This is a genomic window from Planomicrobium stackebrandtii (genome assembly GCF_030814955.1).
Lineage (GTDB): Bacteria > Bacillota > Bacilli > Bacillales_A > Planococcaceae > Planococcus > Planococcus stackebrandtii.
In genome coordinates this window covers 237,483-256,258 of the sequence record NZ_JAUSWB010000004.1, presented here as the reverse complement: position 1 = coordinate 256,258, position 18,776 = coordinate 237,483, and the positions used below count along the sequence as shown (strand labels likewise).

Genomic DNA, 18,776 nt, shown 5'->3' with positions numbered 1-18,776 from the left:
ACACCGAAGAGCAAGGGCTCTTCGGTATTTTAAAACATTCTTATGAAGCTGTACCGTGACAATTCTTATATTTCTTGCCGCTGCCGCACGGGCAAAGGTCATTGCGCCCGACTTCCATTTCTTTACGGACAGGAGCTTTTTTCTTTTTCGGAGCCGGTCCGTCTTCTTTCGGATTAACCGCCTGGCCTTTTGCCACTTCCTCACGCTCAAGGTTGTTGCGGATTTCAGCCTTCATTGAATACTTCGCTACGTCTTCTTCAATGGCTTCCACCATTGCTTCAAACATCGCAAATCCTTCACTTTGATACTCACGAAGTGGATCATTCTGTCCATATGCACGCAAGTGAATTCCTTGGCGAAGCTGATCCATTGCATCAATATGGTCAATCCATTTTGTATCGATTGAACGAAGCAAAACTACTTTTTCAAATTCACGCATCCGTTCAGGCGTCATTTCTATTTCTTTTTCATCATAACGCTTAGTGACAGTTTCTTTAAGGTACGCAATAAGCTCTTCCTGAGATTTCCCTTGAAGATCCGATTCAGTCACCGTATCTTCTGGAAGGAGATTACCCGCAATCAATTCAGAAAGAGTTTTCAAATGCCAGTCTTCCTGTTTTTCCTCAGTAGTATGTGCATAAACCATGCGTTCGATCGAGCTGTTGATCATATTCTCAACCAATGCACGCATATTATCTGTTTCCAGAACTTCCATACGCTCTTTGTAGATGATTTCGCGCTGCTGACGTAGAACGTCATCATATTGAAGCAGGCGTTTCCGTGCATCAAAGTTATTGCCTTCCACTCGTTTTTGCGCGGATTCTACAGAACGCGTCACCATTTTCGACTGCAGCGGCTGAGAATCGTCCATACCCAATTTGCCCATCATGCTGCGCATAGCATCGGACCCGAAACGGCGCATCAAGTCATCTTCAAGTGACAGATAGAATTGAGTGACACCGGGATCTCCCTGGCGTCCAGAACGTCCGCGCAGCTGATTATCAATCCGCCGTGATTCGTGGCGCTCTGTGCCAAGAACAGCAAGTCCGCCTGCCTCGATCACACCTTCACCGAGCTTGATATCTGTACCACGGCCTGCCATGTTCGTCGCGATTGTTACAGCGCCTTTTTGGCCGGCATTCAAGATGATTTCCGCTTCGTGTGCGTGGTTTTTCGCGTTCAGAACGGAATGTTTAATGCCTTTTTTCGTCAAATACTCCGAAATGATTTCCGACGTTTCAATCGCTACGGTTCCGACAAGCACCGGCTGGCCCTTGGCATTGCGTTCTGCAATATCGTCGCCTACAGCCTTGTATTTGCCAGCTGTAGTAGAATAAATCAAATCAACATGGTCTTCACGGATAATTGGTTTGTTCGTTGGGATGACAATAACGTACATATTGTAGATATTGCGGAATTCTTCTTCTTCCGTCTTAGCTGTACCTGTCATTCCCGAGAGTTTATCGTACATACGGAAATAGTTCTGGAAAGTAATTGTAGCCATCGTCATCGATTCATTTTGGATTTCCAGACCTTCTTTGGCTTCAATAGCCTGATGCAAGCCGTCAGAATAACGGCGGCCTTTCATCAATCGTCCTGTAAACTGATCGACAATGACAACTTCCTCTTCCTGGACAACGTAGTCGACATCTTTATGCATCGTTACATAAGCTTTTAATGATTGGTTGATGGTGTGGTTCAGGCGAACATGGCTAATATCAAAAAGATTATCGATGCCGAACGCTTTTTCAACTTTTTCAATGCCGTCCTCAGTCAAAACGACCCCTTTAGTCGTTTCATCGTAGGTGTAATCCGTATCTTTCGTCAATAGACGCGCAAATGCATTGGACTGCTGATACAACTGAGCAGCTTTGGCAGCCTGTCCTGAAATAATCAACGGTGTCCGCGCTTCATCGATTAAGATGGAATCGACTTCATCAATTACTGCGTAATTTAATGGACGCTGAACCATATCTTCTTTATAAAGCACCATATTGTCGCGCAAATAATCAAAGCCCAGCTCGTTGTTCGTGCTATACGTAACGTCAGCCTGATAAGCAGCCCGTTTTTCATCTTTCGTCAAACTGTTCAAATTCAATCCAACAGACAATCCAAGCCATTCATACAACTGGCCCATTTCCAAGGCATCACGGCTGGCCAAATATTCATTGACTGTAACGACGTGAACTCCTTTTTTGCTGATGGCATTCAAGTAAACAGACAAGGTTGAAGTTAAAGTTTTACCTTCACCTGTTTTCATTTCTGAAATATTGCCTTCGTGAAGAGATACAGCACCCATTATCTGTACACGGAATGGATAGAGGCCAAGTACCCGTTTTGATGCTTCACGGATAGTCGCGAAAGCTTCTGGCAGCAAGTCATTCAATGCTTCTCCCTTAGCGTGGCGCGCTACAAATTCTTCAGTTTTCGCTTGTAATGCTTCATCGGTCAAAGCAGCAAAATCTGAAGCTAATGCTTCTACACGATCTGCCACTTTTTCCAAACGTTTTAAATCCCGTTTATTCGGATCAAATACTTTATTCAATACTCCTAGCATAATTATACCGCTCCCTGCGTAAGTGTCCGCCGGCACCTAAAATGCCGGATGATCGCTTTAGCTTTTATAGTGCCCTGTTAAGCGCTGGCGCTTAAAGAGCATACTTGCCCAAATCATCATCAGTCAGTTCAAAAAAAATCTCACTATTCATTTTAACACTGCGCAGAAATGCGTGCAAATAATGGTGACGCCAGACCCGCATGTACTTTATGCAAGCCCTCTGTAAACCGTCGAGAACTGGGATATGGGCCGGATTTCCAATATATAAAGCCAAAGCAAAAGCCTCTCAATTTAGAGAGGCTTTTGCTGCAGGGATCGCCAGACAGCAGATCCACTGTATTCCTTATTGTGCAGAAGTTTCGATCAAGCCGTAGCTTCCATCTTTTCGCTTGTAGACGATATTCGTTTCGTTGGATTCCGCATCGGTAAAGACAAAGAAATTATGTCCAAGCATGTTCATCTGCAAAACCGCTTCTTCTTCATCCATCGGTTTCAAATCAAACTGCTTGGTACGGACGATTGTGAAATCCTCCTCATCTTCAGGTTCATTTTGGACGCGCGTCTCATTTTCAGCTGTCGCAAATGCAACACCCATGCCGTCGCGCTCGCGGAATTTGCGGTTTACTTTTGTTTTGTACTTGCGGATTTGACGCTCCAGCTTGCTGACGATCAAATCGATTGCTGCGTACATATCATCATGCCGTTCTTCAGCACGTAATGTCAGGTTTTTCATCGGTATGGTAACTTCCACTTTTGTTTGGTTGTGATTATAAGATTTCAGGTTGACCATTGCGGTAGCATTTGCACCGTCTGTGAAATATCGTTCAATCTTTTCTACTTTCTTTTCAATGTGCTCACGTATTGCGGGAGTTACCTCAATATTTTCGCCTCTGATGTTAAATTGCAACATGTTAACTCCTCCTTCTATTGTGCTATCTGTACAATTCTACATCTTCCCTTGTCTTTCCTTCTTAAAACCAAAAAAGTTTTAAGAACATGAATTACAGGTAAACATTATGACAAGGAGATGAAGTTCATGTTTACAAATAAAACTATCGTAATTACGGGTGCGTCCCAAGGCATCGGCAACAGCATTGCAGCGCACTTTGCTGCAGAAAATGCACGCGTCATCGGATTGGATGTCCACCCGGTTGAACTGGAAGGCGTGGAATACCGAAAATGCGACGTCGGCAACTTTAATGATGTTATGGCAGTATTCAAAAAAATCAATGAAGACTACGGCGCTATCCATGCATTGGTCAACAATGCCGGCATCTCAACTTTCAAGTCTATTTGGGAAGTGGATGAACAGGAATGGGATCACGTGCTGGATACTAATTTGAAGAGTGTCTTTATTTGCAGCCGGGAAGCTGCTCGCTACATGACGGAGGACATTCGATCCATCATTAATATGACCTCGACACGGGCATTTATGTCGGAACCCAACACCGAAACTTATTCGGCATCCAAAGGCGGCATTTTTGCATTAACCCATTCACTTGCAGCTACCTTCAGCGAAAAAGGAATACGCGTCAACTCAATTGCGCCAGGCTGGATTCATACTGGCGACACTGCTGAACTGCGTGACGTCGATCACCAGCAGCATTGGAGCGGCCGCGTCGGTGAACCTGCCGATGTCGCCCGTGCCTGCCTGTTCTTAAGCAACCCGCAAAACTCATTTATCACAGGAGAATGCCTGAACATCGACGGCGGCATGACCAGAAAAATGATTTACGAGCACTGAAGAAAAGCGGAAGCGCCCGTTTAGAACCGACAGGATTAAGGCGGGTTGCCGAAGCAGCGTTTTTTTGCTGCACAGGCAAATCGACTTAAGACCCCGAGGTTCTGGGCGCTGCAGCTGGACAACATGAAAAGCGAAGGCAGCCATGTAGCCTCGACAAGCGCTGGAAGCCTTACCGATAATGGCGTTCTTTGCCATTGTCGGTAAGGCTGAAGCGACTCGAGAGGCTGGTTGCCGGAGTCTAGACAATGAAAAGCGGAAGCGCCCGTGTAGATTCGACGGGCATAAGACGCTCCGGCGAAGCGGCGTTTCTTCAGCCGCACAGCTGGAGTGGCTTATAACCCTAGAATCTGGGCGCTGGAGTCTGGACACCGAAAAGCGGAAGCCCTCTACGGCAAAACCTCCCTCAATACTCTTAAAATATTAAAACCGGCTTGCGCCGGTTTTTTTCAATTCATTTCTATTTCTTTCAGCTCTCTAATTTCATTTAGGATAAGCATTTCTTTAATCGAATTGTGCTCAAAGTCAGCTCCGTACATCCAGCCTTCCTCGTATTGATGCATCCAGGCAATTTCTGCATTCGCAGTTATCCTTTCATGATTCAGGACAAATTCTAAACTTACGGATTCTTCGCCTAACTTCAATTCTCTCTCGGAAAAAAGCTTTGCCCCTTTAGGGGAAATATCAAGCAGTAAGCAATAAATTTTAACAGGCAATACTTGATCTTTAAGCGGATCCCTCAATTGCAGAAATATTTCCGGCGGTGTGCCGAATGTATAGCGGAAACTTTCTGATCTTCTATAAAACATGATGTCCCTCCTCTTTTTCTTCGAGCACAAACTATTGTTTACGCCCGGATAAGCGCCAACACCTTGATTTCCTTAACGCCATTTTCCTTTAGAACTTTAGCCGCTAAGCGCATCGTACTCCCGGTCGTGTAAAGATCATCAAACAACAATACTTTTTCTGGTGCAGGTTTGCCATTCCACCAAAAGACGTCCTCTAATGCCATTCTTTCTGACTTTGATTTCCCACCCAAACCTACTTCATTTTTACCGAGCAGGTGGAGATAAGGCACTGAAGCCGTATCGAGCAGGCGGTCAACTTGGGAAAACGTACGCTCTTTCAATTTGTTTTCATTCATCGGAATCGGAACTACGATTGATTTCTGCCCATCCAATACTTCTTTCAGCATCGCCGCAAACACTTCCGACAGCACTGCATCTTTGAGAAATTTATATTGATGCAGAAAATCTTTCATTGGTGGATTGTAGCGATACAAGCATTTGCCTGAATCGATCAATCCTGCATATTCAGTGGTTTCCCATTGGCAGCAATTTTGGCATAGCCCATCTCCGGATGCACTGCAGATTGGGCAGCCTCCTGCTATCGGTTCAAAACTGCTGCGACAGCGATGGCAGATGACACTCTCCAGCTCATTAAAAAATATGCTTCGCCAGCTGACTTGCAGGGGCATGTCACGATCACATAAATAACAGTTCACAATGCACCCCCTCTGTTATAGGAAACAATGAGTTTTTTTGCCTTGTCCATCTGCCGCACTATGCCATTATGAAAAAATATAACACTTCCATCCGGATAATCTATGGATCTGCCAGCACGGCCGGCGATTTGAATCAATGCTGCTGCATCAAAAATTGGCTGGTCGGCTCCCACAACTGCCACTTGCACATTCGGTATGGTAATTCCGCGTTCCAAAATGGTTGAGGTCAAAACGCCTGGAATTTTTCTTTCGCGCAGTTTCATGACCTTCTCTTTTCTGTCTTCATCTTTAGAATGAACTGCTTGGATTCCTGGATGCTTTTTCTGGAATAAGACAATTGCCTGCTCAATCAGTTCAATCGTCGGGAAAAACACCAAAAAAGGTTCATCTTTCTGTATTTTCTCATCTACCCAGGCAGCTAATTTTGCAGGAATCTTCCCTTTTGCAAAGTCCTTATCATATCTCCACAAAGACCGGAATTCCGGAACCGGCAAAGGATGTCCGTGAAAACGCTGGAATATGCGGGAAGTATGGGACACTTGTTTTAGCAAATCGGCAGAAGGAGTTGCTGATACATAGACAATCGGCGCATCTTTTTTCTTGGCTTTTATGACTGCACGTTTCAAAGCCGGATCATAAGAATAAGGAAATGCATCCGCCTCGTCGACAATCATGACATCAAAAGCATCTTCAAATCGATACAACTGGTGCGTTGTCGCAATGACCAGCGATGCAAAGCCGGATTCTTCGGGAGAATTTCCATACAGGCTATGGATAGTTGTATTTGGAAAGACATTGCGCAATCGTGGAGTGAGTTCTAAAACTACATCTGTTCTAGGTGCTGCAAGACAGACGCGCTTGCCTTTTTTCAACGCATCGAAAATAGGCGGAAACAGTAACTCAGTCTTTCCTGCTCCGCATACTGCATAAACAAGGTGATCGTTTTTTTGTAAGAGGCTTGCTTGAACTTCCTGTGAAGCTCGTTGCTGCAGTGGTGTGAGGCTGCCATTCCAATGGAATGAATGGCTTTGAGGAGAAATCGTTGAAGGGAGCGCCCAAGTGATCAATTCCGTACAGGAACTGATGCGCCCCATCTTTATGCAATGCCGGCAGTAATAACAGATCGCATTACAAGCGGCACAGAAAAAAGGAACAATTTTTTTCGTGGATTTTTCCAGGCACCTGGCACATTGCCGTCCGTCTGTGATACCTGGACTGACACTGACCGAACCGTCAGAGACGGCTTTATCTATCTGCTCTTTTGTAAATGGGGTGAAATTCCTAAGCCACACCCTGCCTGTTAAAAATTCTTCTATTTGCTTCATTCGCAACCCCTTTTCGCTAGAGAAAAAGCCTCAGCAGGTTATTTTGCTACCCAACCAAGACCCATTGCTCCTTCGCCTAAATGTGTTCCAATAACCGGTCCGAAATAGGAAATTTCAAAGTCTACATCCGGACATGCAATTTCCAGTTCTTTGCGCCATTGTTTTGCTTCATCCGGCCGATTTGCATGAATGATCGTTCCCTGCAGCTTTTGGCCATCCTTACTATCTTCTTTCAGTAAATCAACAATCCGGTTCATCGCTTTTTTGCGTGTCCGTACCTTCTCAAATGGCACAATAACTTTTTCCTTAAAATGCAAAATCGGTTTGATTTGCAGCATTCCGCCAACTAAGGCTTGGGCACTGGACAATCTGCCGCCCCGCTGCAAATGCTTCAGGTCTTCCACCATGAAATAAGCACGCAAGGTTTTTTTCATTTCGTTTAATTCATTCAAAATGCTCTGTGCATCGGCTCCCTCTTTCGCCAGTTCTGCAGCTTTCACCACATAAAACCCCTGGAGTGCACAAGTGAGTTCCGAGTCGAAAGAGTGGACTGCGATTCCGTCCACCATTGCAGCAGCCTGTTGCGAACCCGCGTAAGTACCACTAATGCCGCTCGACAAATGAATGGAAACAATTTCATCGTAGTGTGCAGAAAGCTCGGTATACAAATTGACGAACTCTCCTAAAGGCGGCTGAGATGTTTTCGGAAATTCCTCTTTGGCTTTTTGATAAAATGCTTCTTCGGTCAATTCCGCTTCTTTATGGGAATGGCCGCCAAATGTCACCTGCAAGGAAACCATGTGAATGTTCAATTTTTTTCGTGTTTCATCTGGTAAATAAGCTGTGCTGTCAGTTACAATTGCCGTTTTCATGGGTTAATCAGCCTCCTTTTCTAGTTTACCAATAAAAGACACGAAAAAGACATAATTCGGAAAGACAAAAATAAAAAAACCCGCAATTCGCGGGAAATTAATCATTAATTGCCGATAAAATGAACGCTGGTAACTTTCCACTCATCATCTTCTTTTTTAAATACTACTACTTGGCGGCCTTCCTGTTCTACAGCATCATCCGAATTCGCATCTTTCATATTTACCGAAAGAGTAGCAAAAACTTCTGCACGCTCCTCTTCGTATTTGACGATGGTTTCATCGGTTGTTTCATATTGGGTATCGTACGCTTCAAAAGCTTCGCTCAGTGCAGCTTGATCTTCTTCGCGATCAAAACCGTCCGGTTCCTGTGCAATGGTTTTCATGTAGCGATCGATGTCTTCAGAGTTGAATGCAGCTATATATTCATCATAGGCTGCCAAAAGCTCACTCGCTTTTCCCTCAGGTACATCTGCTTCAATGACATTTCCTTCATCATCCACTGTAAAGCCCGCGGACTCTTCCTGTTCTTCATCAATGCCATGGTCGACTGCATTGTTTTCATTTGCTGAATTGCCATCTTCGACTGTGTTTCCATTGACTGAAGGCTCTTCTGAATTCGAACAAGCAGCAAGCGCCAAAATAAGGCCTGCAGCAATTATCAATTTTTTCATCATGCATTCCTCCTGCGCTTCATTTTGCCATAGGCAGATGGTGAATACAATGAAGAAACTGTGTCAACTCTCAAAACGGAACTTTTTCTCGTTTTGCGGTACACTAATAGGTACAAATTATAGGAGGGGTCGCATGGAAAAAAGAGATGCACGGCAAATACTGGAACAAAAAATGAGGGAAACACGCCCTCAATGGAGCCGAAAACAACCCGCCCGGCCCAGAAAATACAAATCCAGCATGCAAAAAGTGGAGGATTACGTAGTTCTGGATTTTGAAACTACCGGCTTGCGCGCGGGAAGCGATAAAATCATTCAAATTGGTGCTGTCAAATACATCAAACATGAACGTAAGGAAACTATGTATCTGATGGTCAATCCCGAATGCTCCATTTCAAGCACGATTACCCGCATCACGGGCATCACCAATAAGGATGTGGAGAATGCCCCAGTTATTGAAGAAGTTGCCCATGAATTGATTGCATTTATCGGCGGTCTCCCAATAATTGCACACAATGCACCTTTTGATATGGGATTTCTTTACGCACTCGAAGAAATCACACCGATTCCAGAATATACGGTAATCGACACCGTCAAATTGGCGAGAAGAGCCATAACTCAAACACCCAATCACAAATTGACCACGTTGACTGCCTTTTTAAAACTGGAACACGACGCCCACGATGCCTTGGGCGATTGCCTTGCTACAGCCGCCATCTACCAATACTGCTACGACCGGATTTAACGAAAAGCGGATGCGCCCGTTTAGCTCTGACGGGCATAAAAACGTTTTGCCGATTTCTATTCAAACAAAAAAGACGGTGTTTCTGCTTTTTGCAGAAACACCGTCTTTAAATATTATCTTACTTCAACCCAGCCGTTTTTAATCGCGGTCACAACTGCCTGTGTCCGGTCATTCACCTGCATTTTTTGTAAGATGCTCGATACATGGTTTTTAACTGTTTTCTCAGATATGAATAAAGTTTCTCCGATGACACGATTGCTCTGGCCATCAGTCAATAATTGAAGCACTTCACTTTCACGCTTGGTCAGCAAATGATAGGGACGGCGAATTTCCGTTTGGTGGAAAGAGCCTTTGTTTTCGCGTTCACTCAAACGACGAAACTCCATTACTAAATTGCGTGTAACTTTAGGATGTAAGTAAGATCCACCTTTGGCTACCACTTTGATAGCTTGGATAATCGCATCTGCGTCCATTTCTTTGAGCATATAACCTAAAGCGCCCGTTTTTAATGCATGCGTTACATATGATTCATCGTCGTGGATAGACAGCATAATGACTTTTGCATCAGGGAACTTTTCGATCAATTCACCTGTAGCTTCTACACCATTTTTTTGTGGCATGTTGATATCCATCAATACCACGTCTGGTTGGTTTTCTTCATATAATTTAACGACTTCGTTGCCGTCTCCGCCTTCAGCAACAACTTCAAACGAACTTTCAAAATCCAAAATTCTTTTTACGCCTTCACGGAATAATTGGTGATCGTCAATAATAATAATTTTTGTCATCATGTCGTCCTCCTCGAATACCCTATCTTATATACCCTTTTTAAAGGGGATATGAAACATTAAGATCGTACCGTTTCCAGGCGAGGAATTGATGAAAAAGTCGCCTTCGACTAAGTCAATTCGCTCCCTCATGCCCGCTAATCCGAATGACTGGTTTTTAACAATCCCTTGATCAAAACCAGTTCCATTATCTGTTACGATAATTTTTACTTGATCTTTTAACCACTCTAACTCAACTGTAATTTCAGTCGACTTGCCATGGCGTATTGCATTTGAAATACCTTCCTGAACAAGACGGAAAATAGCGGTTTCATATTTGTTGGGCAACCGCACTTCTTTTCCATTTGATTGAAACTTCAATTTAATGCCTTTATTATATTCTTCAATGGTATCGATGTATTTTTTTAAAGTCGGTACCAGTCCCAAGTCATCGAGCGCCATTGGCCGTAAATCGTAAATTACTTTCCTTACCTCGGTAAGTGCCTGCCTGACCATTTCCTTTAGTGAAGTTATTTCCTGGAATGCCAATTCTGGGCCTTTTTCGCGGTAGGTTCTTTCTATCAAATCTGAACGAAGCAGGACATTAGCCATCATTTGCGCAGGGCCATCATGAATTTCCCTGGAAAGACGCTTTCTTTCCTCCTCTTGTGCTTCAATGATGCGAAGGCTATAATCTTTACTTGACTTGTCTTTGCCAATTGCTTCATCAACGTTTTTCAAATCTGAAGTTAAATAACTGCTGGCGACATTGATTTGGTTGACTAAACTTTCAGCCCGCTCAATCGTTTGAAGCAAAACCTGAAGACGCCGCTGCAGCTTATCGCGCTTTTGCCGATACTTTTTTTCTTCATTCCGGTTAAGGGATAATTGCACTTGAAGGTCATTTGCCTGCTCGTATACCAGACGAACCTGACTTTCAGAAAAAGAATTGAAAAATTGCGATACCTCCGCCAAGCGTCTGCGGGCAGCACGTGTCTTCTCCTCCAAGAAATCCCCAGCCTCGACCACACGTGAAATATTCAACCGCACATCTTCCAGTTCATCTTTCATTTCTTCATAACTTTGGCGACTTTCTTCACTAATGACGAAGATATCTTGTTTTGCCTGTTCTATTCCTGCTAGCATTTCATTAAAAATAGAATCAGGTGCTTTGTTACCGATTTTCTTTGCCATCCTAAAACCGCCTTAGCTATACTGACTGTATCCCGGTAAATTTATTGCTTCTTTATACCTTGTCGGCTGTACTAAGTATATCACTATATAAGCAAGACCATATTAAATATACGTTACAAATTATCTGATTTTATTTTACAACAGGAGGAGTCAAATTGCGAGAAAATTACACAACTGTAGGCGATTTTGCCAGTGCAGAAATACTTATCCAAAAATCCAGGTTTATCGGACATGCAGCCCGCGCCGAAACAGAACAGCAGGCAATTGAATTTATCGACTCGATTAAACTCCTTCACCGGACCGCCACCCACAATTGTTCTGCGTATCTTATAGGAGAACACGACTCTGTTCAGAAAGCAAATGATGACGGGGAACCAAGTGGCACTGCCGGATTCCCGATGCTTGAAGTTTTAAAGAAACAGGGGTTGAAAGATACTGTCCTAGTAGTTACCCGCTACTACGGCGGCATCAAATTAGGCAGCGGCGGATTGATCCGAGCTTATGGCAAAGCTGCATCCACAGCTCTTTCAGCGGCGGGCATCGTAGAAAGAAAACTTCATTACCTGATGAAAACATCGATTGACTATACATGGCTTGGCAAGTTGGAAAACGAAATCCGACAATCGCCATTTCCGTTGGATCACCTTGAATATACAGAAGGTGTAGACCTCTATATACATGTTCCTGTTGAAAAAGAACAGGAGTTTATCGATTGGATAAATGAACTGACAAATGGGCAGGCGCACATCAGTATAGTGGACAATCAGTTCCTTGAATTTAAGTTGCCTTGATTCTTTTCATTTACGCATTTCGAAAATCACTGTATAATATCAAAAGCACAGAAAAATGAAACATTCATTTATAAAAACCGTCCACTGAAAAGAAGACCCATGCACTGATAAAAAATTGGATTGATCCGAATTAAATACTCGGTTGGCCCATAATCAATAGAGGAGCAACTTACATGAACCGAAAAGTTTATCGGAAAACCAAATCGAGCAGAAAAAGGACTATTTTAAAAGTAATCGCCACTTTGGCTGTTTCCCTGCTTATCTGCGTATCTGCCTACGGAATTTATTTAGTTAAGAAAGCTGAATCTGCAGTCGATACAGCTTATGAGCCAGTTGGCAACACGAACGAAGACGTTGAGCCGCTAACCGACAACATCTCGATCTTATTCATCGGAGTCGATGACAGTGAAGAACGCGATCAAAGCGACAATAATATTCGATCGGATGCTCTCATTCTGGCAACTTTAAACAATGAAGACAAATCCATTAAACTGGTCAGCATCCCCCGCGATACGTATACGTACATCCCGGACGGAGGAGAAGAAGACAAAATCACCCACGCCTACGCCTATAACGGCCCAAGTTCAACGATTGAAAGTGTTGAAGAGTTGTTGGATGTACCTGTTGATTATTATCTTCGCATGAATTTTGATGCTTTTATTGATACAATTGACGCACTTGGCGGAATAAAGGTCGAAGTGCCGTACGATATAACCGAGCAGGATGAAAACGATTCACAAGGTGCAGTCGAGTTAAAAGAAGGAATTCAATTTCTTAACGGCAGCGAAACCCTGGCATTGGCCAGAACCCGTCATTACGATAACGATATCGAACGCGGAAAACGCCAGCAGATGATATTGGAATCCATTATGAACCGTGCCCTATCAGTCGGATCAATTACAAAGTACGGAGACGTCTTTGAAGCAGTTGGAGATAATATGAAAACCGATATGAGTTTCAAAAACATGAGTTCATTGTTCGAATATGCAAAAAATGGAAAACCTGATGTAGAAACTATTACACTTGATGGTTATGACGATATGTCTACGGGAATCTACTATTGGAAGTTGCAAGAAGAGTCCTTGCTCGAAATACAGGATGTCCTTCAAAGCCATCTCGGATTAAAGCCCGATACATCCAACTTAACCAATAAAGACATTGAACAAAGATTCGCAGAATCTCTTAATGAAAATGAAGAAGAAAAAACACCACAGTAAAATGTGGTGTTTTTTTTGATATTTTAAAGTTTTTTCATTCACAAATCTCCAAAATAAAAGATTGAACCAAAAGCTTCCGCTTCAAGTCCAATCTTATCACTTGCCGATTAGCCTTACTAAATTCAATAATGGACGGTAATTTTTACCTGCCAAGCCTACCACTTCAACGAAAAGTTCAATTGCTACCAGCATGACGCTGATCAGCAAAATCCCACCCCATAAGGTCGCTTGAGAGAATAATAATGCAGCCAGCCCGAACAAGGCTGCTATTCCATAAATAATCAATACCGTTTGGCTATGTGAAAAGCCAATATTCAACAAGCAATGGTGTAAATGGGATTTATCCGCTTCTGAAATTGATTTTTTTTCGCGAACTCGACGAACAATGGCGAAAAATGTATCTGAAATAGGAACGCCGAGCATGATAATCGGGATGATCAATGCTACAACCGTGACGTTCTTAAAGCCCATCAACGCCAGTACGGAAATCATAAACCCTAGAAACAATGCGCCCGTATCACCCATAAAGATTTTTGCAGGATGAAAATTATAAACTAAAAATCCTGAAGTACTTGCTGCCATTAAAGCAGCCATAGACATAACGTAAACGTCGCCCATGATGAAAGCCATAGCCGCAAGCGTCAGCAAAGCTACTGTTGAAACGCCAGCCGCTAATCCATCCAGCCCATCAATTAAGTTGATAGCATTGGTAATTCCGACAATCCATAGAATAGTCAATGGAATACTAAAATAGCCAAAGTCCAAAACCCCGCCAAATGGAAGATTGATGAAAGAAATTTCGAGCCCGCCGCCTATTACTACAATGCCTGCAGCAACCAGCTGTCCCAGCAATTTCGCTTTAGCGCTGATTTCGTACATGTCATCCAGTACACCAGTAATGATGATTAAAAATGCTCCGATAATTATTGCAGTTTCAATTGGAATAAAAGAAGCTTGGATTGCATTTGAGATCGGATCTTGAGGTTTCAGTATAAAATATGCGATTAGAAAAGAACCAAAAATGGCCAATCCGCCTAAACGCGGCATTATTCTCGCATGAACTTTTCGATAATTGGGACGGTCAACTGCTCCTACGCGAAAGGCGATGCGTTTGACAATCGGAGTCAGTGCAATTGAAGCGATAAATGCCAAGACCATGGTAAGGTAAAGCATATCTTTCCTCCTTAAAACATCTTTTGTACATATATATCCACTTGTATTATAGCATGACCATATGAGAAATAAAGAAAAATCTGCTCTATATCCTTATAGTTTAGGCCTTTAATGAATTGGACGCCTTCTTGCAAATAAAGTTTCAGCAATATCATTTTTTTAACAGCTCAGCATAAATGCTCAGCCAGTTCAGGAAAACAACTCACAATAATCAGCTGCTCATCTTTTCAGTTTCTCTAATAAATCGCGCTCTTTCTCTTTTGATATCCCCGCCTTCAGCTCGACAAGCCCTTCTTCCTTGCTCCATTCGAGTGTATCCTTTGTCGATTGCCCAAGAGGCCGCTGCGTAAGCCCCTCGTTTTTCGCTTTTTTATTATCGGCCAAAATGAATCCTTCAGGAAAATCAGCTGAAATCGGTATCCAAAAAGGCAGCTCAAAAGCTTTCAGCCCTTCTTCTAACAGAAAATGATCATTTCCCCAAACGGTTTCAAGTTCCCCCAGAGAAACGCCTGATACAAATTCTTCCATTGAAACAGGATCAGCAACTACATTAAACACTCCCGTCGCTTTCTTCTCAATCTGAGAAACTGTGAATTCTGCTAAATCCCTTGCATCAATCCATTGGACCTTTCTTTTTTTGCTGCCAGGTATCAAAACGGGACCTTCACCATTTAACTTGATTGCCCAGTATGTAAATCGGTCCGTCGGATCAGCCGGCCCTACAACAATACCAGGGCGGATGACCAATGCTTTATCACTTATACGCTCCTCGATAAGCCGCTCACACATCACTTTGAAGGGGCCGTATGTTTCACCTGATACCTTATCCCCTTCCACCTCCTCCTCAAATACTGCGGCATTTTCTTTAACCGCTCCCTTTTTAAAATCGGTATACACAGAAATTGTAGAGATAAATGTATAGTGATCTGTCGAAACATTTTCCAGTATCGGCCGCAAGTCAGCTGGGGTATATGCTGATGTATCTACTACCGCATCCCATTTTTCATGCGCCAACTTTATTGCATCTTTTCTGCGATCTCCTAAAACTCGTCTTAGTTCCGGGAAGATGCCAGGATTGCTTTTACCTCGATTGAACAACACTACTTCGTGTCCTTTTTTCATAAGTTCCTCAACAATATAGCGTCCTACAAAAGATGTGCCTCCGATAATTAAAACTTTCATTTTCCCACTCCTTAATGAGCTATTTTAATTTATAAACTAGTCATAATATGATATATTAAATAAAATAAAAAGAATTTTCAAATATTTTTTAGGGGTGTAAGCTAGATGGATGACACGCTTCAATCTTATTCACTGAAAACTGTTTGGACACCTTGGGATGAGGCTGATGTATTGAAAATGAATCACGAATTCCGTGCAGAACTTGCTAAAATTATTAACTGTGAAGGGCTTCTTATCGACTTGTCGATGGACCAACATGCAGAAGTGAGGCTGGCGGTTGCCCAAAATGGCCAAACCCCTTTTCAAACGTTGAAAAGGCTAAGTGAAGAAGATTTGTGTATTACTGTTAAAGATACCGCTAAAGATACCCTATCAAACCTTTCAATTATGCCAAATCATTCACCGTGATGTTTAGTTATCGTAAAAGAAGGCTATTATACTAGTAGTTGAAAATTTGAAGGAGGAAATACTCATGAGTGATAGCAAAGGGTTTTCTGACAAACTAAAAGGTGCAGTAAACAAAGGAAAAGGCGAAATCAAAGATCAAATGGGCAATGCTTCAAATGATCCAGATAAGCAGGCAGATGGAAAAATGGATAAAGCTAAAGGAAATATTCAAGATAAGATTGGCGACTTTAAGAACAAAAAATAATTAGCTCTTCAAACCCGGTCTTCTGACCGGGCTTTTCTTTTGCATTTTTAATGTTTTCAAAAATTAAAGAATTCGGTTATAATGTATGTTCGTGCGTAAATGTTATTTATTAAGGAGTTTGTCATGGAAAAGAAGGCGCTTACAAAAACGGATGTTTTAACTTTAGGGCTAATGCTTTTCGCTTTATTCCTCGGAGCCGGGAATATTATCTTTCCCCCTTATTTAGGTCAGCTTGCCGGTGATCAATTGGCTCTTGCCATTACGGGTTTTTTGCTGACAGGAGTTGGCTTGCCGTTGCTGGGAATTTTGGCCATAGCTAAAGCGGGTGGCGATCTCCAATCCATCGCCGGCCGAGTCCACCCAATATTTGGAATCGTTTTTACTTTGATTGTGTATTTGGCCATTGGCCCTTTTTTTGGTATACCGCGTACTGCTACCGTTGCGTTTGAAATTGGCACAGCGCCATTTCTTCCCTCTGCTTTTGCGGTATCTAACTGGTCATTAACAGTATTCACCATAGTTTTTTTCACTATTACAGTGTTATTTGCCATGAATCCAACAAAATTAGTGGACAGGATCGGCAAAATTTTAACCCCTTTGCTCATACTGGTTATCGGATTGCTGGCTGTAAAAAGCTTTCTGACACCCATGGGTTCTATTAACGCACCCATCGGAAATTATGATACAGAAGCATTTTTCGAAAGCTTTTTGCAAGGCTATCTAACGATGGATGCAATCGCGGCTTTAGTCTTCGGAATAGTCATTATTCAGTCCATAAGAAGCAAAGGAATCACGGATACTCGGACCATTCTAAAATCTACTGCTTACGCAGGATTTATTGCGGCTATCGGTTTATCGGCTGTCTACCTATCTTTGAGTTATATTGGAGCTACAAGTGTTGATGCTATCGGTTTGCAGGACAATGGCGGCATCATTATCGCTATGGCTTCACGTGTTTTATATGGCGATATCGGCGGTATTATCCTTTCTGCTGCAATAACCTTTGCTTGTTTGACAACTTCTATAGGTTTGGTGTCCGCAACTGCACAGTTTTTCTACAAGATTCTCCCGAAGTTTTCTTATATTTTTTATGTTTTGTTTTTTGCGGTTTTTTCTGCCATCATTGCGAATGTCGGTTTAACACAATTAATTGCTATTTCCCTTCCCGTTTTGCTGGCTATATATCCAGTGGCTATCGTGTTAGTGATTTTGTCATTTTTTGACCGTGTATTTTACCGGAAGCCTTTTGTTTATGTGATTGCTCTCACTGCCACTGCGGTTATCAGTATTTTTGATGCACTGCGTTCGACCGGCATTGAATTTGAGCAGGTAGACTCTTTTTTGCGCCACCTGTTATTTTTTGAACAGGGTATAGGCTGGGTTCTCCCAGCTGTAATCGGAACTTTAGTAGGAATTGTGATTGCACGAATTACACATAAAAAACACTAAAGGAGCCTCCCAATTGGGAAGGCTCCTTTGTTTCAAAATAATTTAGGTGTCGGTGGTGGTGTGTTGTCTTTGTTTCTTTTATTTCTCTCATCATGTTGATCGTTGGATTCTCTGGTTGTATCCAAGTCATCATTCAATAAATGCTCTTCTTCAGAGTCTCTCCCGAATGGTGCTGGTCCCAGATTTGGATCAACGCCAGGTGATGGTTCATCCTGCCGGCGATTTACCCCAGCTTCCCGCAATAAATTCTCTTCGCCTTCTTTTGTTTGAAGCGCCGGTTCATGATCCATTTCTTTCTCACGTACTGAACCCTCATCTTTAGCGAGCCCGCTGGTGGGATGGATTTCGTCACCTTTCAACCGGGAATCCTGAAAACGGTCGCCTTTTCCTGCTCTAACGTGTTGGTCTTCTCTGGAAACTTCACGTGCATAGATTTCATCAGAACCATGCTTGGCATCCGTGTGGCGAGAGACAGCTCCAGATCCAGGTGTACCTGCAGTTTTCTCTTCACGATCGGTTGGGTTATTGGAGTCATCCAAACTTGAAAAATGTTCATCTTCAGATGACCCAGCTTGCCCATCTGTATAAAGAAGAACAGCACCTTTTTCGATTTCGCGCTCATAGTCATCTGTTCTGTCCTTATTTAAGTTAAATCTATCCAGTTCTTTTCTAACAATATCTTTCCCGCCAAGAAAAGATTTAAAGCGATTGGAAAAAGAATTTGCTTGGTCAGCCTTTACGCCCTCACTTCCAGCCGACTCTACTAATTCTTTATCATTGGCTAATACATGGATATCTCCCTGATGATAGCCTTTTGCTTTTAACGCTTGAATGGCCGTTTCTAACTCTTCTTTGCTATATACAATTTCAAATTCACGATTACCTGATCTCATTGTATGACCTCCTGTGGACTGTGTTATTTTTGTTTACCCTTTCATA

The 18,776-nt window shown here is 42.7% G+C and carries 19 protein-coding genes; 7 read left to right on the top strand and 12 right to left on the bottom strand.

Features of this window, described 5'->3' with window-relative positions:
* Positions 1 to 40: 40 nt before the first annotated feature.
* On the bottom strand, positions 41 to 2,557 hold the full coding sequence (gene secA / locus QOZ98_RS09100; RefSeq protein ID WP_308787163.1) for a preprotein translocase subunit SecA: 2,517 nt from the start codon (positions 2,555 to 2,557) through the stop codon (positions 41 to 43).
* Between the two features lie 343 nt (positions 2,558 to 2,900).
* The gene (gene hpf, locus QOZ98_RS09095; RefSeq protein ID WP_142826082.1) at positions 2,901 to 3,467 is read right to left on the bottom strand and encodes a ribosome hibernation-promoting factor, HPF/YfiA family; all 567 of its coding nucleotides are present in this window, start codon (positions 3,465 to 3,467) and stop codon (positions 2,901 to 2,903) included.
* Positions 3,468 to 3,593: 126 nt separating this feature from the next.
* Here hpf and QOZ98_RS09090 point away from each other — a divergent pair, with 126 nt between their 5' ends.
* A complete protein-coding gene (locus QOZ98_RS09090) occupies positions 3,594 to 4,301 on the top strand; it encodes an SDR family NAD(P)-dependent oxidoreductase (protein WP_308787162.1) in 708 nt (235 codons plus the stop codon).
* Between the two features lie 446 nt (positions 4,302 to 4,747).
* Here QOZ98_RS09090 and QOZ98_RS09085 read toward each other — a convergent pair whose 3' ends face one another.
* The 5 genes from QOZ98_RS09085 to QOZ98_RS09065 form a co-directional block, all read right to left on the bottom strand.
* Complete coding sequence (locus QOZ98_RS09085; protein WP_142826080.1) at positions 4,748 to 5,107, bottom strand: PilZ domain-containing protein; 360 nt, start codon at positions 5,105 to 5,107, stop codon at positions 4,748 to 4,750.
* Between the two features lie 38 nt (positions 5,108 to 5,145).
* The gene (locus tag QOZ98_RS09080; RefSeq protein ID WP_308787161.1) at positions 5,146 to 5,802 is read right to left on the bottom strand and encodes a ComF family protein; all 657 of its coding nucleotides are present in this window, start codon (positions 5,800 to 5,802) and stop codon (positions 5,146 to 5,148) included.
* The gene (locus tag QOZ98_RS09075) at positions 5,799 to 7,127 is read right to left on the bottom strand and encodes a DEAD/DEAH box helicase (RefSeq protein ID WP_308787160.1); all 1,329 of its coding nucleotides are present in this window, start codon (positions 7,125 to 7,127) and stop codon (positions 5,799 to 5,801) included. The genes QOZ98_RS09080 and QOZ98_RS09075 overlap by 4 nt, the downstream gene beginning before the upstream one ends.
* Positions 7,128 to 7,165: 38 nt before the next feature.
* The gene (locus tag QOZ98_RS09070; RefSeq protein ID WP_308787159.1) at positions 7,166 to 7,999 is read right to left on the bottom strand and encodes a DegV family protein; all 834 of its coding nucleotides are present in this window, start codon (positions 7,997 to 7,999) and stop codon (positions 7,166 to 7,168) included.
* Between the two features lie 104 nt (positions 8,000 to 8,103).
* Positions 8,104 to 8,670, bottom strand: coding sequence for a nuclear transport factor 2 family protein (locus QOZ98_RS09065; protein WP_308787158.1), 567 nt, complete (start codon positions 8,668 to 8,670; stop codon positions 8,104 to 8,106).
* A 133-nt stretch (positions 8,671 to 8,803) separates the two neighbouring features.
* Between QOZ98_RS09065 and QOZ98_RS09060 the strand changes: the two genes are divergently transcribed.
* Positions 8,804 to 9,412, top strand: a complete 609-nt coding sequence (locus tag QOZ98_RS09060; protein ID WP_308787157.1) for a 3'-5' exonuclease — start codon at positions 8,804 to 8,806, stop codon at positions 9,410 to 9,412.
* A gap of 113 nt (positions 9,413 to 9,525) precedes the next feature.
* Here QOZ98_RS09060 and QOZ98_RS09055 read toward each other — a convergent pair whose 3' ends face one another.
* Both QOZ98_RS09055 and QOZ98_RS09050 read right to left on the bottom strand, forming a co-directional pair.
* The gene (locus QOZ98_RS09055; protein ID WP_142826075.1) at positions 9,526 to 10,200 is read right to left on the bottom strand and encodes a response regulator; all 675 of its coding nucleotides are present in this window, start codon (positions 10,198 to 10,200) and stop codon (positions 9,526 to 9,528) included.
* 27 nt (positions 10,201 to 10,227) lie between these two features.
* Complete coding sequence (locus QOZ98_RS09050) at positions 10,228 to 11,373, bottom strand: sensor histidine kinase (protein WP_308787156.1); 1,146 nt, start codon at positions 11,371 to 11,373, stop codon at positions 10,228 to 10,230.
* A 155-nt stretch (positions 11,374 to 11,528) separates the two neighbouring features.
* Here QOZ98_RS09050 and QOZ98_RS09045 point away from each other — a divergent pair, with 155 nt between their 5' ends.
* The gene (locus QOZ98_RS09045; RefSeq protein ID WP_308787155.1) at positions 11,529 to 12,164 is read left to right on the top strand and encodes a YigZ family protein; all 636 of its coding nucleotides are present in this window, start codon (positions 11,529 to 11,531) and stop codon (positions 12,162 to 12,164) included.
* A gap of 173 nt (positions 12,165 to 12,337) precedes the next feature.
* Complete coding sequence (locus QOZ98_RS09040; RefSeq protein ID WP_308787154.1) at positions 12,338 to 13,381, top strand: LCP family protein; 1,044 nt, start codon at positions 12,338 to 12,340, stop codon at positions 13,379 to 13,381.
* A 96-nt stretch (positions 13,382 to 13,477) separates the two neighbouring features.
* On the opposite strand, the gene QOZ98_RS09035 is transcribed toward QOZ98_RS09040, so the two are convergent.
* Both QOZ98_RS09035 and QOZ98_RS09030 read right to left on the bottom strand, forming a co-directional pair.
* Entirely contained in the window at positions 13,478 to 14,554 is a 1,077-nt protein-coding gene (locus QOZ98_RS09035) for a glycosyltransferase family 4 protein (protein ID WP_308787153.1), read from the bottom strand.
* 219 nt (positions 14,555 to 14,773) lie between these two features.
* Complete coding sequence (locus QOZ98_RS09030; RefSeq protein WP_308787152.1) at positions 14,774 to 15,736, bottom strand: NAD-dependent epimerase/dehydratase family protein; 963 nt, start codon at positions 15,734 to 15,736, stop codon at positions 14,774 to 14,776.
* A 105-nt stretch (positions 15,737 to 15,841) separates the two neighbouring features.
* On the opposite strand from QOZ98_RS09030, the gene QOZ98_RS09025 reads away from it, so the two are divergent.
* The 3 genes from QOZ98_RS09025 to brnQ all read left to right on the top strand — a co-directional run bounded on the left by QOZ98_RS09025 (position 15,842) and on the right by brnQ (position 17,837).
* Entirely contained in the window at positions 15,842 to 16,144 is a 303-nt protein-coding gene (locus QOZ98_RS09025; protein WP_308787151.1) for a hypothetical protein, read from the top strand.
* A gap of 64 nt (positions 16,145 to 16,208) precedes the next feature.
* Positions 16,209 to 16,388 carry a CsbD family protein gene (locus tag QOZ98_RS09020; RefSeq protein WP_308787150.1) on the top strand — a complete coding sequence of 60 codons (180 nt, stop codon included), beginning with the start codon at positions 16,209 to 16,211 and terminating at the stop codon, positions 16,386 to 16,388.
* Positions 16,389 to 16,511: 123 nt separating this feature from the next.
* Entirely contained in the window at positions 16,512 to 17,837 is a 1,326-nt protein-coding gene (gene brnQ / locus QOZ98_RS09015) for a branched-chain amino acid transport system II carrier protein (protein WP_308787149.1), read from the top strand.
* Between the two features lie 32 nt (positions 17,838 to 17,869).
* Here brnQ and QOZ98_RS09010 read toward each other — a convergent pair whose 3' ends face one another.
* A complete protein-coding gene (locus QOZ98_RS09010; protein ID WP_308787148.1) occupies positions 17,870 to 18,730 on the bottom strand; it encodes a general stress protein in 861 nt (286 codons plus the stop codon).
* Between the last annotated feature and the right edge of the window lie 46 nt (positions 18,731 to 18,776).

What these genes read in the sequence shown, in the direction of transcription:
- QOZ98_RS09055 (WP_142826075.1), bottom strand. Translation starts at nt 10,200, where the DNA reads ATGACAAAAATTATTATTATTGACGATCACCAATTATTCCGTGAAGGC.
- QOZ98_RS09035 (WP_308787153.1), bottom strand. Translation starts at nt 14,554, where the DNA reads ATGCTTTACCTTACCATGGTCTTGGCATTTATCGCTTCAATTGCACTG.
- QOZ98_RS09025 (WP_308787151.1), top strand. Translation starts at nt 15,842, where the DNA reads ATGGATGACACGCTTCAATCTTATTCACTGAAAACTGTTTGGACACCT.
- QOZ98_RS09060 (WP_308787157.1), top strand. Translation starts at nt 8,804, where the DNA reads ATGGAAAAAAGAGATGCACGGCAAATACTGGAACAAAAAATGAGGGAA.
- QOZ98_RS09040 (WP_308787154.1), top strand. Translation starts at nt 12,338, where the DNA reads ATGAACCGAAAAGTTTATCGGAAAACCAAATCGAGCAGAAAAAGGACT.
- QOZ98_RS09010 (WP_308787148.1), bottom strand. Translation starts at nt 18,730, where the DNA reads ATGAGATCAGGTAATCGTGAATTTGAAATTGTATATAGCAAAGAAGAG.
- QOZ98_RS09050 (WP_308787156.1), bottom strand. Translation starts at nt 11,373, where the DNA reads ATGGCAAAGAAAATCGGTAACAAAGCACCTGATTCTATTTTTAATGAA.
- brnQ (WP_308787149.1), top strand. Translation starts at nt 16,512, where the DNA reads ATGGAAAAGAAGGCGCTTACAAAAACGGATGTTTTAACTTTAGGGCTA.
- QOZ98_RS09065 (WP_308787158.1), bottom strand. Translation starts at nt 8,670, where the DNA reads ATGAAAAAATTGATAATTGCTGCAGGCCTTATTTTGGCGCTTGCTGCT.
- hpf (WP_142826082.1), bottom strand. Translation starts at nt 3,467, where the DNA reads ATGTTGCAATTTAACATCAGAGGCGAAAATATTGAGGTAACTCCCGCA.
- QOZ98_RS09070 (WP_308787159.1), bottom strand. Translation starts at nt 7,999, where the DNA reads ATGAAAACGGCAATTGTAACTGACAGCACAGCTTATTTACCAGATGAA.
- QOZ98_RS09075 (WP_308787160.1), bottom strand. Translation starts at nt 7,127, where the DNA reads ATGAAGCAAATAGAAGAATTTTTAACAGGCAGGGTGTGGCTTAGGAAT.
- QOZ98_RS09085 (WP_142826080.1), bottom strand. Translation starts at nt 5,107, where the DNA reads ATGTTTTATAGAAGATCAGAAAGTTTCCGCTATACATTCGGCACACCG.
- QOZ98_RS09020 (WP_308787150.1), top strand. Translation starts at nt 16,209, where the DNA reads ATGAGTGATAGCAAAGGGTTTTCTGACAAACTAAAAGGTGCAGTAAAC.
- QOZ98_RS09030 (WP_308787152.1), bottom strand. Translation starts at nt 15,736, where the DNA reads ATGAAAGTTTTAATTATCGGAGGCACATCTTTTGTAGGACGCTATATT.
- QOZ98_RS09090 (WP_308787162.1), top strand. Translation starts at nt 3,594, where the DNA reads ATGTTTACAAATAAAACTATCGTAATTACGGGTGCGTCCCAAGGCATC.
- secA (WP_308787163.1), bottom strand. Translation starts at nt 2,557, where the DNA reads ATGCTAGGAGTATTGAATAAAGTATTTGATCCGAATAAACGGGATTTA.